General features: G+C 39.8%; 10 protein-coding genes. All 10 read left to right on the top strand.

From position 1 onward, the window contains the following. Positions 1 to 29: 29 nt before the first annotated feature. The 10 genes from OFY17_RS05885 (at position 30) to OFY17_RS05840 (ending at position 13,906) form a co-directional block, all read left to right on the top strand. Positions 30 to 683, top strand: coding sequence for a LysE family translocator (locus OFY17_RS05885; RefSeq protein ID WP_263529798.1), 654 nt, complete (start codon positions 30 to 32; stop codon positions 681 to 683). A 323-nt stretch (positions 684 to 1,006) separates the two neighbouring features. Next, positions 1,007 to 1,921, top strand: coding sequence for a sensor domain-containing diguanylate cyclase (locus OFY17_RS05880; RefSeq protein ID WP_263529797.1), 915 nt, complete (start codon positions 1,007 to 1,009; stop codon positions 1,919 to 1,921). A gap of 359 nt (positions 1,922 to 2,280) precedes the next feature. Beyond that, positions 2,281 to 4,479, top strand: coding sequence for a diguanylate cyclase domain-containing protein (locus OFY17_RS05875; protein WP_263529796.1), 2,199 nt, complete (start codon positions 2,281 to 2,283; stop codon positions 4,477 to 4,479). Positions 4,480 to 4,582: 103 nt separating this feature from the next. After that, the gene (locus OFY17_RS05870; RefSeq protein WP_263529795.1) at positions 4,583 to 6,787 is read left to right on the top strand and encodes a diguanylate cyclase domain-containing protein; all 2,205 of its coding nucleotides are present in this window, start codon (positions 4,583 to 4,585) and stop codon (positions 6,785 to 6,787) included. 156 nt (positions 6,788 to 6,943) lie between these two features. Beyond that, complete coding sequence (locus OFY17_RS05865; RefSeq protein ID WP_263529794.1) at positions 6,944 to 7,750, top strand: sterol desaturase family protein; 807 nt, start codon at positions 6,944 to 6,946, stop codon at positions 7,748 to 7,750. A 460-nt stretch (positions 7,751 to 8,210) separates the two neighbouring features. Continuing rightward, the gene (locus OFY17_RS05860; RefSeq protein WP_263529793.1) at positions 8,211 to 9,209 is read left to right on the top strand and encodes a TRAP transporter substrate-binding protein; all 999 of its coding nucleotides are present in this window, start codon (positions 8,211 to 8,213) and stop codon (positions 9,207 to 9,209) included. Positions 9,210 to 9,335: 126 nt separating this feature from the next. Next, entirely contained in the window at positions 9,336 to 9,905 is a 570-nt protein-coding gene (locus tag OFY17_RS05855; protein ID WP_263529792.1) for a TRAP transporter small permease, read from the top strand. After that, entirely contained in the window at positions 9,902 to 11,245 is a 1,344-nt protein-coding gene (locus tag OFY17_RS05850; protein ID WP_263529791.1) for a TRAP transporter large permease, read from the top strand. Before OFY17_RS05855 ends, OFY17_RS05850 begins: the two co-directional genes overlap by 4 nt. Positions 11,246 to 11,300: 55 nt before the next feature. After that, the gene (locus OFY17_RS05845) at positions 11,301 to 11,798 is read left to right on the top strand and encodes a universal stress protein (RefSeq protein ID WP_263529790.1); all 498 of its coding nucleotides are present in this window, start codon (positions 11,301 to 11,303) and stop codon (positions 11,796 to 11,798) included. An 86-nt stretch (positions 11,799 to 11,884) separates the two neighbouring features. Then, positions 11,885 to 13,906, top strand: a complete 2,022-nt coding sequence (locus OFY17_RS05840; RefSeq protein WP_263529789.1) for a methyl-accepting chemotaxis protein — start codon at positions 11,885 to 11,887, stop codon at positions 13,904 to 13,906. The last annotated feature ends 66 nt before the right edge of the window (positions 13,907 to 13,972 follow it).

The following is a 13,972-nucleotide window of genomic DNA, read 5'->3' as shown; positions in this document are numbered from 1 at the left end:
ATGGGTGTAAGCGGTATGATGTTTTTAATATGACATTGACTTTATTGGAGAGCTTTAAAATGTTGTCTTTATTAAGTATTGGGTTAGCGTTTTTTGTTATTGCTGTATCACCTGGCCCTGCCACTCTTTCTAATGCCACTATCGCTATGAGTAGAGGGAGAAAAATAAGTTTGATTTATGGTGCTGGGCTATCAACAGGCCTGGTCTTTTGGGGAATTATCGCGGCGAGTGGATTGGGTGTCATATTACAACAATCTGTCTATTTGTTGATGATATTAAAAGTATTAGGGGGTGTGTATTTAATATGGTTAGCATTTTTGTCTGCTAAATCAGCCATCAAAGGCGATAGTTTGACGATTAATATGGAGAGCGCGCCCAAAGATAACAGCCGATGGTTTATTAAAGGTTTTCTTCTCAATATATCTAACCCGAAAACAGTGATAGCTTGGATGGCTGCATTGTCCGTTGGCTTAGGAGAAAATGATAGTACCGCATTTTTGGTTTTAGGTGTTCTAGTTTGTGTGGCGGTCGGCTTTTTTACTAACGCTCTTTATTCATTTGTATTCTCTTGCAACGGCGTTATGGCGCTCTATCAAAAAGCAAACCGCTGGGTAAATGGTGTTGTGGCTGGGCTATTTAGTTTCGCAGGCCTTGGACTAATTCGTTCGGCATTTAACCGATAGTAGTCATCATATAACTATTATCTTGTTCTTACCAAAAGTTGTCGATCGTTACGAGTAAAATAGTGCTAACAATAAAAACGATATAAAAAGCCTTATAGTTGACCTGAGGGCTATTACAATTTGGACATTTTCTGTCCTTACTACTAACTTTATGGTGGCAGGTGGAACACTCTTTTATAGACATATATGCCTTCAGATTATTTTAATAGACAAGTTATCCCTTACTTTAAACAAACACTTACCTTAAGTGAAGTTTGTTATGAGTTTATATAAGTCAGGTTTATGAACCCTTTCCGCAATGAATATCAATAAGGTTGTAAAGCATGGAGTATTCCAGTGATTTTTTAAGCCAGATTCTTAACTCGATGTCTGAGCATATTGCGGTTATAAATGAAGCTGGAGACATTAAGTATGTGAATGAACGTTGGAATGCGTTTTCTAGTATTCAATGGGACGATTCATATAGCTTATTCGGTGAAAATTACCTGTCTGTTTGCGATAAAGCGGCTTTAGAGGGAGATGAGTTCGGCGAAGCTGCTGGGAAGGGTATAAGAAGTGTTATAAACCAAGAAGGGTCAAATTTTTACTTGGAGTATCCGTGCGGGGTTAATGGTCAGCAACGCTGGTTTATGATGCGTGTAACCCCTTTCGAACTCGGAAATAAACGTTATTTCGTATTGGTTCATCAAGAGGTGACTGAGAGAAAACTCGCGGAGGAAAAAGTCAACGCGTTAGCAAGAGAAGACAGTTTAACTGAGCTCCCTAATAGGCGTGCCTTTGATGAATTTCTTACCTTAGAGTGGCAGTCTGGCTGCTCCAGTAATGATGTGATAACTCTTGCTATATTGGATTTGGACTATTTCAAATATTTAAATGATAGTTATGGTCATCAGGCAGGTGACATGTGCTTGATTAAAATAGGCAAACAGCTGCGAGAATTTATGGAAGGGCGTGATGGTATGTGCGCCCGATATGGCGGCGAAGAATTTGTGATTGTTCTGAAGGGAGTCACACTGTCACAAGCTGTGGATACCCTTAGTGACTTACTAGTGCAAATTGCCGACTTGAAAATTGCTAATGAAAATGCCCCAAATAATAGCTACTTAACAACCAGCATAGGTGTCGCACAAATTATCCCTAATGAAGAAAACCGTCCTGAGGACATTATTAATAAAGCGGATAGTATGCTTTACAAAGCCAAATCCTTAGGGCGTAATAGAATCATGTATTCTAGTTAGTTAATCGCTCATCAGCTTTTCAAAAAACTTAAATAAGTAATAGTATTTAAGGAAGGTTCGAATAAGTCCACTGGCTTCAGTGTGTGGGTAACTCTTCATTATTAGTACCTCCCTCAATTACCACCTCTAGAGAAGTAGGGCTCAAAATGCTTTACCTTTTATAGAGTTGTCTAATATTTAAGCACTTTCACTTTCACTTTCACTTTCACTTTCATTGATGTATTTAGTTAATATTAAAAATGTTAGCTATGCTTATTAAATTACAGCGATGGTTGAGCAATATATAAAGGCAAGGAATGGCCAAATAGATGTAGTTATGGAATAAAACGCTCTGGAGCTTCCCTTAAGGAGAAGGCGTTATGGCATATAGGTATATAGCCCTAGTTCTTTTGTTTTTTAGTTTTGCTATACCTGTTTTTGCTGGCACCACTTATCAGTCATTTGATCTTGGAAGTAATCAAGTTAGTTCAACTGTTTTTACGTCATATACAAGAGCTTTTGAAGATGTGGAAGCTGAACTCACAATTGAAGACATCATTCGGCCTAATGCGTATCATTCATTTTTAATTTCAGATAAAGCAGACCGGACTTATAGTTTTGGTGGCACTAACTCAGCTATTTGGATCAGCTTCGTTCTGGAAAACTCTTCCGATAGAGTGGAAAGGCGCTTTCTTGAGCTTCCTTTTGCAGAGCTGTCTGAGGTGGACTTTTATACAGTCAGTGAGCATGGCCATTACGAGGTATTTAAAACAGGCGCTTCTCGGCCTTTTTCGACAAGAGCCTATGACAATCGATTTTTTGTGTTCCCTCTTACTATGGAGCCGAAAAGTCAGAAGACCTTCTATCTTAGGGTAAAGTCTAAATCGGAAGTTCTTATCCCTTTGGTACTTTGGCAAGAACAAGCTTTCTTTTACCACGTGCGTAATGACTCTATTAGGCAGGTGGCTTTTTATTCTGTCGTTATAGGGTTAATGCTGTTTAATCTACTATTGTTTATTACTTCCAAAAGTATTTCTTTTTTACAATACATCGCATTTTCTCTAAGTATGTCGTTGCTTATAGCTAGCGGTGGAGGGGTAGCGCACCAATATTTATGGCCTAACATTGGCTGGTGGTCTAATAATGCTGCAAACTTCTTTTCCATCTGTTCAATGGCCACCTTTATGGTTTTTATACGCAGACAATTCAATACTAAGCAGAGTTTACCTAAGTTACATGGCTGGATGAATTGGCTGCTAATATCTGCTCCTATAGTCGCTGTATTTTTATGTGTTTTTCCGCTAAATGTTGTTTTTCTTGTACAGCCTTATGCGCTTATCTCTTTAGTTGTCATCTTGATGACAGCGTCATTTAAGGCCTATCAAAAGCATCGTAATGCATATTTTATACTTTGTGCTTTCCTATCCTTGTTAACCTGTTCTGTTATCTATATAGCTCAATCAAACGGGCTTATTGAAAGTAATACATTCACTATTAGTAGCTTACAAATGGGAGCTTCCCTCGAAATGCTATTTCTCGTTGTTATGCTAGCGGATCAATTTAACCAAATACGAAAAGAAAAAGAGACCGCTAAGATGGGCTTAATTGATACCCAAAAAGAGACTCTTTTAGCACAAGAACAACTGTTGAATAATTTGAAAAATTCAGAGCATGAGCTCAATCTAAAAGTTCATCAGCGTACTCAAGAAGTGAATGCTGCTTTCAAAATGAATAATGCAATCCTACTTAACTCTCCCATTCCCATGTTGTTAACTGATTCTAACGGTGTTTGTCTTGAGGCAAATGAATCCGCTGGTTTGTTAGTGGGGGGGAGCAGGGAGCGCATGTTGGGGGTGGATATCAAGGAAAATCGAGCTTGGTATGAGTCAGGGCTTATACATCAATTACATCGAGTATTAGCAACGAACCAACAAACGAAATTTGAAGCAAAACTCACTTCTAGATTCGGTAAAGCGCTGTGGTTGGATATATACCTTTTACCTCTTGAAATTCAAGGAAAAATGAGAATATTGATTCAACTTTTTGATCTAACGAAACAGAAAAAAAATGAAAAAAAGTTAGAAGAGCTCGCCTTTTATGATGGACTCACAGAGCTTCCTAATCGCCGTTTATTACTGAGTAAATTAAACCATGCCCTTGAGAATGGAGTTAGGTATCAACAGTATTGTGCATTGCTTTTTTTAGACTTAGACAAGTTCAAACTGTTAAATGACACATATGGGCATGACATAGGCGATAAGCTGCTTATAGAGGTTGCTAAGCGTTTGATTAGCATCACCCGTCAATCGGATACCGTCGCGCGTTTAGGGGGCGATGAGTTTATTATTCTCCTAGAAGGGTTAGGCAGCGACGAGAGTCTGGCACAAGAATATGCGGACAAAATGGCGGAAAAAGTGCGAGAAGTTTTATCTGAAGAGTACTGGATTGACGGTATTTTCCATAGCGGGGCAGGCAGTGTGGGGGTAACCGTATTTAGTGGAGAAGACTCCGATGCTGATCAGGTATTAAAAGAAGCTGATACCGCTATGTATGAAGCAAAAAAGACCAAGCTTTCGTAATATTACTAAGGTAATGAAATGAAGAGTCGATTTTTGGGTTAATAAGGATATGACATTTAGTATGAGAGCCTTCGTTATAAATTGCTTTAATTATCAGGGTATTATGAAGTTAAGCTGGATCTTAAGTATTGTTCTTAGCATAGGTATGATTTCTCCGGGGCTAGCTTTTGCAAGTGCATCTCAGGCCTCAACTGTCTATTTATCTGGCATAAAAGAAGATCCAATTTCTCTTACTAAGTATTTAAGCATTTTACAGGATCCGACTCAGTCTCTTTCCCTTAAAGAAATACGTCAGCCAGAATATAAAGAACGCTTTTTGCCTGCTAACTCATCGAGTCTGGCGTTAAATTTAGGCCTTTCGAAATCCGCATACTGGGTTCGTGTTGAATTTAGCAATATGGGGAAAGAGACATTAGAAAAGCTTTTTGAAATATCCATGCGTCAAATCTCAGAAGTAGATTTTTACTTTCCCGATAGTGAAGGGAATTATCAGACTATAAGCACAGGATCATCTCGCCCTTTCTCAACAAGAGCGTATAAAAATCGGAACTTTGTCTTCCCGTTACTTATTCCAGAGGGTTCTAAGTATGAGGTTTACTTTCGAATAGCCTCTCAAAATACCATGATCTTACCGGCGTTATTATGGAGTGAGAAAGCCTTCCATGATAATGAAAGCCTTGATTATTCGTTGCAGGTTGTTTTCTTTGTTATGGCAGCACTATTAATGCTCTTTAATAGCTTTGTGTACATAGCACTTAGAGATATTAGCTATCTTGTCTATATTGGTTTTTCTTTTTGCTCTGTTGCTTTTGTTGCTAGCTCGGGGGGATTGGCCCATGAGTTTATATGGCCGAGATCTGGCCCATGGAATGATATATCTCAGTCAGTATTTTCGGTACTTTCTCCCGCCATTTTAATGCTATTTACATGCAGTATTTTGAAAACCAAGGAGTTTTATCCAAAGCTACATTTATTACTTACAGTCAGCATTATCGCAGTGTTTTTTGTTTTAGTCGCTCTTAGTATTTTGGACTCGCCTGTCAACCTAGTGCAAATGTATGCGGCATGGTCGTTTATATTAATTTTAGTCACATTAGTCTTTGGTATGAGACATAAACGCCAGAGCACCTTTTTATTCTTCCTTGCTCTCTTGGTCTTTTTAATAGGCAGCTCTATTTACATAGCACTAACGCGAGGGGCATTACCCTATAATGCTTTTACTTCAAACAGTGTACAAATCGGCTCGTGTCTTGAGATTATGATATTTGCTCTTATGTTGGGCGAGCGGTTTAACCGTTTGGTAAAAGAAAAGCAAAGGGACCAAGAAGCCTTAATTCAGGCCCAAAATGAGTCCTTAAGCGTGCAGAAAAGGCTCGTTAATACGTTGCATCAGTCTGAAAAAAGGTTGGAGAAGGCAGTTGAACAGCGCACTTCTGAGCTAAAAGGGGCGCTAAAGGCTAATAGAAAGGTAATGGAATATTCTCCTCTAGCAATGTTAGTGATAGAAGGGAATGGCATATGCAGTGCAGCGAATCAGGCTGCTCAAGTTCTATTTTACAAAACACGCAATCAGTTGATTGGCTTAGATATTTCTAAAGAGGAACTATGGCGTGAAAAGGGCTTATATACGCAATTTCTTAAGGTGTTAGAAACGAAGAAAAGTCAGGCAATAGAAGTTTCTATCTCTAACGGTTTAAGTGAAGAGCGCTTTTTAGATGTACAGCTCTTATCTATAGAGTTAGACGGGACAGTGAAAGTACTCATACAAATAGTTGACCTGACCAAGCATAAGCAGAGTGAAAAAGAGCTAAAAGAACTTGCTTTCTACGATGGTTTGACGGGGTTGAAAAATCGTCGTTCGTTATTGGAGCGGTTAGATCAAGCTATAATGGATAGCCATCATTATGGACACTTTAGTGCGCTACTCTTTATTGACCTAAATAAGTTTAAGCAGCTAAATGACACACATGGTCATGATGCAGGAGACAAACTTCTCATCGAAGTGGCCAAACGTCTTAAAAAGAATGCACGACAATCCGATGTTGTGGCACGATTAGGTGGCGACGAATTTATTATACTGGCGGAGGGGCTAGGGACAGAAAAAACGCTTGCAAGCAAATATAGCAATAATATGGTCGGTAAAATCCAAGAGGCGTTATCTGATGTCTACTCTGTAGGTAATATCATCCACCACGGCTCAGCAAGTGTAGGTGTGACCTTATTTTCTGGTAATGAATTGGATGCCGATGAGATTCTGAAAAAAGCAGACTTGTCCATGTATGAAGTAAAGCGACAGCAAAGAGGCTAATTGAGACGCTAGGTGAAGAGCTCCATCATGCCACCCAAACGAAAACGGCCAAAGTTTCTTCTGGACTCTAATTTTTCTTTAGTGAGCCCTTTGAACTTAAGCGGGCTGATAAACTCAAACTCTGTAAATTAACTTTCTTGAATAAGGTTTGGTCACGTGGAAAACGATGTGTTACGACTGGTGATTTTTGTAGGTGTGCTCGTTTTAATGATGATGTTAGAAGCATTATTCCCCCGCAAGAGTCGGCAACAAACTAGGTCAAAGCGTTGGGCATCAAATCTATCTTTAGTTGTCATTAACTCTTTAACGTTAAAACTCTTAGGGCCGATATCAGCTGTTGCCGCAGCAAGTTATGCATTTGATAACAATTGGGGGCTATTAACCTTCCTGCCGGCTCAATTACCGTTTTTTCTTGAAGTGATTGTTGGCGTTGTTTTCTTGGATTTTTCGGTATACATACAACATGTTGCTTCTCACAAGATACCGCTGCTCTGGCGTTTGCATAAAGTTCATCATGCAGATAGAGATATAGATGTTACAACCGGTGTGCGCTTTCACCCTTTGGAAGCCATGTTATCTATGGTGTATAAATGTGGTGTGGTCTTACTTTTAGGTCCATTAGCACTCGCTGTAGTGATATTTGAAGTGTTACTGAATGCTTCCGCCATGTTCAACCATGCCAATCTTCGCTTGCCAAAGTTGATGGATTCGATTCTCAGAAAAGTCATAGTTACCCCGGACTTTCATCGAGTTCATCATTCCGTTTATGTAGAAGAAACGGATAGTAATTATGGTTTTTTCTTATCTATTTGGGATCGTTTATGTGGTACTCACACGGCACAGCCTAGAGAAGGTCACCAAGAAATGAGTATAGGCCTAAAGCGTTATCAAACGGCTGAACCAGCTAAGCTATCGTGGTGTTTAATTACCCCTTTTAAAAAGCGAAATAAACAAATGGACTAGTTTAAATTCGTTTGATGTTATTCTTCCCGCCGAGCTTCATGAGACACCCTAGAGAAGCTCAATTGATCTTTAGCGAAATAATTTAGCTATTAGACCTTTTCCTTATTGGTCCAGTGTTTACGTTATTAGTACCAGTCATTTGTGTATTTTACTGGGTTGTATATTATTTTTGCTCTTTTTTGGTGCGACTGTTTTGAGGAGGTATTTTGGGCTGTATATGCTGCTCAATAACAGAGCATAGTGTTTTTTGCTGGCTCTACCGAAATTAAAATACTGGCTCTACTGGCTTTTGGCTTTAATTAGACACACTAGATGCAAGTGTTTTGATCATGAAGAAAAAAAGGAATTAGCATGACAATCACCAAACCAGGTAAAGCTTCAGAACCCGATTTTAAATTCCGTTGATAGCAAATCTTGAGACGGCAAATAGATAAATTGTAAAACTTATGAGGTATAAACAATGCGTAATAAATTGGTAAAAGTTCTCTCATTAACAGCTGGTCTAGTGCTATCGGCAAATGCAGTATCTGCTACGTGGAAAATGGCAGTAGGTGATGGTGGTGGCAGTGCTCAAGAAGCGTTGGGTCTTAAATTTGTAGAAGAGCTTTCTGCAAGAACTGACGGTAAATACAAAGCAGACCTTTTCGTTAATGGTCAGTTAGGTAGTGAGCAAGCGACAGTAAATGATGTATCTCTTGGTACATTGGACATGTCTATCCTTGCTAGTAACAACTTGGCACCGTTCGCACCTGCTTTGGGTATTCTTTCACTTCCTTATGCTTTTGAAAATATTGATCAAGCAGAAACGATTATTAACAGTGACATTGCTAAAGAGTTAGTTGAAGCTGGTATTAATCAAGCTGGCGTTCGTATTGTTGCATGGAGCTACTCTGGCTTCCGTATGTTAACCAACTCTAAGCGTCCTGTTACTAAGTTGGCTGATCTTGAAGGTCTATTCATTCGAGTACCAAAAAGTGACTTGATCATTAAAACGTACCAGTCTTTCGGCATTAACCCTACGCCTGTAGCTTGGTCTGAAACCTTCACAGCACTTCAGCAAAAAGTAGTTGACGGTCAAGAGACTCCTTACGCTGCAATCTACTCTATGAAGTTTGCTGAGATTCAAAAGTACCTAACAGAGACTCATTACTTGTTCGCTCTAGAGCCACTAATTATCTCTGAAGCACTTTTCCAAGATCAATCTGCTGACGTTCAAAAAGCGATTCTTGAAGCTGGTGAAGCAGCGACTGAATACAGCTTGAGCTGGATCAAAGAGAAAGAAGAAGGTATCAAGAAAGAGCTTGTTTCTAAATACGGCATGCAAATTGATCAGCTAGAAGATGAAGCAGAGTGGGCTAGCAGAGCGCAATCTGAAGTATGGCCAGCATACTACGATCAAGTGGGTGGTTTAGAAAAAGTAAACGCATTTCTTCGTACTCTAGGTCGTGACGAAATCTAAAGTGACTGAAAGGCTGAGTGGCAACACTCAGCCTTTTTTTTGCTTTATTGTTACAGGTACTAAATATGTTGAAGTGCCTATTTCACAACAAGGTCTTGTTGTTTTCTATATAGGATACGCAAAAACATGATGAATATAATCTCGAAGATATTCGATAATTTAGAAAGCTATATTTGTAGAGCCTTACTGTTGAGCTTTGTAACCTTGCTATTTGCGCAAATCGTTACACGTGAATTCTTCGGTTTCTCTATTACATGGAGTGAAGAGCTTTCAGTATATATGTTTGTGTGGTTCGTCTTTCTTGGATCAAGCTACGCTGCCAAATTATCGGCCCATAACAGGGTGACGTTTCAATACAAATGGTTGTCTCCTAAGCTACGTACATTTTCCGAATTTTTATCCGATGTTGCATGGGTTGGTTTTAACAGCTACTTCATTTTCATTAGCTACGATTTTGTATTCAACCGCATGAATCTTTTCTGGAAGTCGCAAACTCTTGGCATTCCAATGAAATATATTTACCTCATTTTACCAATCGCTTTTACCTTGATGACGATTCGCATACTGCAAGTGAATTATCTGAAGTTTATTAAAGGCGAAGAAATTATTGATCCTGAAGCAAAAGAAATGAACGAATTAATTAACTCAGATCTTCCAGATGAAAAAACACCTAACACAGTGGAGGGTAAACTATGAGTGAATCATCTATTGTATTAGTGCTTTTTGGGTCATTTTTGGCTCTTTTGATATTAGGTGCGCCAGTGATGGCGTCATTGGGCATCGCCGCATTAGCTTCATTTTTGTATTTAGATGAAAATCCGATTAAGTTGGTGCAGATCGCATTTAACTCAGTTGGCTCGTTTCCATTAATGGCCTTACCTGCATTTATTTTGGCGGGTGCATTAATGGAAGCTTCTGGTATCTCAAAACGCCTTGTCGCCATAGCAGAAAGTTTTGCAGGCCCAGTGACGGGTGGTATCTCGGCTGCGGCTATTTTAGCTTGTATGTTCTTTGGTGCGATTTCAGGATCAGGCCCTGCTACTACCGCAGCGGTTGGTATGTTGATGATCCCTGCTATGACTCGCCGAGGTTATGATAAAGGCTATGCCTCAGCGGTAACGGCATCTTCTGGTGGTTTGGGTATCATTATTCCACCGTCTATTCCTATGGTGATTTTTGGCATCTCGGCTCTTGGTATGACAGTGCCTTTAGACGCTATTGCCAAGCATGGTGAGTTTCAAAGTATTTCTATTCCTAAGCTCTTTATAGCAGGCTTCTTTCCGGGTCTAGTTATGTCGGTTTCTTTAATGACGCTTAATTACATTCAGTGTCGTCGATACGGCTACAAAGGCACAGGAGAAGGCTGGTCTACAGCGGATATTCGTAAAGCGATGCGCTCAGGCATCTGGTCTATGTTAGCGCCTCTGGTTATTTTGGGCGGTATCTATTCTGGCTTCTTTACACCGACAGAGTCTGCCATTGTGGCGATTTTCTATACGCTATTCATAGGTCTGTTTGTTCATAGAGAGTTGAAGCTTAAAGACTTGATTCACTCTTTGGAAACCACAACCTGGTTATCTGGCCGAGTGCTCTTGATTCTGTTTACAGCAACCGCTTTTGGTCGAATCCTTGTGGAGCATCAAATTCCAACCATTATTGCTGACTCTATGTTAGGCGTGACAGATAACCTTTATGTTATTTGGTTGCTCATTATTGCCTTCCTGTTGTTTGTCGGTATGTTCATGGAAACGCTTGCTGCAATTATGATACTGACGCCTGTGCTACTGCCGGTAACCTATTCACTAGGTATTGACCCAGTACATTTTGGTATCGTGATGGTATGTAGCTTGTCTATCGGCTTCTCCACTCCGCCTCTTGGTGAGAACCTCTTTGTTGCTTCCGGTATCTCTAAAACACCGTTGGAAGAAGTCACAGCCAAAGCATTGCCTTTTGCTTGTGTTTCAACCATTGCTGTTATCGTGATTGCTTATGTACCAAGTATTTCTCTAACCCTTCCTAGCTGGTTAGGTTACTAAACCCAATGGCTAGTCTTAAGAACCGTTAAGACTAGCGCTGTTCAAAAGGAGGCTTATGATGCTTCAAGTTAGTAAAATTCTATACTGTACAGACCTATCAAAAGGCGCGGAAGAAGCCTTTAAATATGCAGCCTTTCTATCCAAATGTACTAAAGCTGATATCCATATATTGCATGTGGTGGAGAAGCTTTCTAGTGAAGCAAGAATGACACTAGAAACTTACGTAATGGACTCTGATCAGCGTAAAGGCATGCTTAAAGCCCGTAAAGAACAAGCCCTGCAAGTGCTAAAGGAAAAGCAGGAGGAGTTTTGGGATAGTGTGCCACTAGAAGATCTTAAAGTTCGTAATTACGTTAAGTCGCTCGATATCGTGGAGTCCTTCCCTATGGAAGCGATTCTAGGAAAATCGAAAGCGCTTTCTGCAGACTTGATTGTAATGGGGACTCATGAGAAGGGCTTAGTAGAAACTTTTCTTGGTAGTGTCGCGAGAAATGTTCTAGCTCGCTCACGTATTCCTGTCTTAGTTGTGCCATTAGCTAAAAAAGAGCATTAAACCCTTCTTGTATATCTATAGCGTCATTCATTACTGGGGCAATGACTTTGCCCCTTTTTAATTCAATAACATAGGAATTGTTGTATATGTTGTCAAAGATTAGAAAAGTGGCACTGCCAAAGCAACTGGGTTTTGGTGTACTCATTTTTGTTTCTCTTATCTTTGTTGTATTGATGGCTGTCATCAGTGAATTATTTACCAATAAGATTGATAGCATCGTTACTACTCATCAGTTAAAAGAAGCTGAACTCATTGCTAATCAATTGTCTGAATCCTACTACACGTTGAAAACAGATTTACAACACAGTAGTGACTTTTTAAATAGCCAATTAAAAGATGTTCAAATAGTGGCTGATAAGCCAATTCTTTTAGAGGGTGCGGAAATGCCAACCTTGCGTTTACGGTATCAAAGGTTGAATGGTCATAGCACTTTTATGAAAAACTTTACTAAGACATCTGGTTTTGAAACGAGCATTATCTATCAAAAAAGCGGTGTCTTCTATCGTATTGCTCATTCACAGAAAGGTATTTCCAACACTCTTGCTGATGGTGTTATTTCCCAGTCACTTCAAGCAGATAAAGCTTATATTGGCAAAATTATGCTGGGTAATAAGAGTTATATTGCTCTTTATTCAAGCTTATCAAATCTCCCTAATTTCTTCAGTGAGATTCTTATTCCATATGAACAAGTACTTTCCCCATTAACGGTTTCAATAAATAAAATGAAGTTCGGAAAAGATGGTTATGTGTATGTCTCAGATGGCAAGTTAAATAGGGGAGAGTTAATCATTCACCCAACTTTAACTGGTGAGAGTCTATTTTCTATCACAGGTGGTGATACTAATGTTGATAAAGCATTTAGTGATATGTACGAGGCTTCAAGTGGTGTGGTTTATTATACTCTAGATGTGCAGGGCATAAACTCTGTTTCTAGAGAGTCAAAAGTAATCTTTAGAGCCGTACCTGGTTGGGACTGGGTTGTTTCTCTAAAGACCTATAGTGATGAATACCAAGAAGATGTGAACAGCATTTTGTATCTGATTGCCTTAGTTTCCTTGGTATCCTCTGTCGCATTAACGGCTATTCTATGGTTCTTGATCCGCCGTGCGTTGAAGCCGTTACAAGCACTTTCGAAAGGGTTAAGCCAGTTAGGGCAGGGTAATCTTGCTTTTGAATTTCCTAATAGCATTGATGACGACAGTAAAAATGAAATTGATTTGCTGCAAAGAGATGCGGTGCTAATGCGTGATAATCTGGTAAGGCTGGTGAATAAAATTCATTTGTCTAGTTTGGAGCTAGTCAAGTCCACGCAATCCATTTCCGAATCGAGTGTTGATTTAAGAGGCAGTGCGACTACGAGCCAAGGTGCTTGTCTTCATGTTGCGTCCTCTATATCACAAATGTCTTCTTCTATTGAAGAGGTGTCTCACAGCGCTAGTCTAGTATCACAAGAGTCCCAGAATGTGCGCTCCTCAACTGAAAAAGGTAATCAAGCTGTGAAGTCGGTGGAGCAAACAGTTGCCCAACTTTCTTCTGCTTTTGGTCAAGCTTCCGAAACCATAAAAATGGTGGAAGAGAGCTCTAGTAACATAGGTAATGTTGTTAACGTCATTAATGAAATTGCAGAACAGACTAACCTGTTGGCATTGAATGCAGCAATCGAAGCTGCACGAGCAGGTGAGCAAGGAAGAGGTTTTGCCGTTGTCGCTGATGAAGTTCGAGTCTTAGCTCAGCGTACTCAACAATCAACAGAAGAAATTCAAAAAGTAGTTGAGACATTGCAGAGAAACAGTAAGTCGGCTGTTCAGGATATGGAGGACGGTGGAGAGCAAGTCAAACGCAGTGTTGATTTGGCAAAAGAAGCCGGCAAGCTACTAGAAACCATATATGATTCAATTAAAGTGGTTGAATCTGGTGTAGGGAATGTTGCAGCGACTACAGAAGAGCAGAGTGTCGCATCTACTGAAATTCGCCAGAACGCAATTTCTTTAGAGGAGGCGGCAACAGAGACCTTACAGCAAGCGGATAATACACAGGGGCATAGCGATGATATTCGGGCTATTGCCGACGGGCTGAAAAAAGACCTTGCGGTCTTTACCTTGAAGTAATGCCTTATTATTAGATGTAAAAAAAGCCCATAAAAGGTTCTCTCTTTTATGGGCTTTTTATTGGTA

Origin of the sequence: Marinomonas sargassi (assembly GCF_025716875.1) — a bacterium.
GTDB lineage: Bacteria > Pseudomonadota > Gammaproteobacteria > Pseudomonadales > Marinomonadaceae > Marinomonas > Marinomonas sargassi.
Note: the sequence above shows the minus strand (reverse complement) of the source record. Positions and strands in the feature narration are given on the sequence as shown.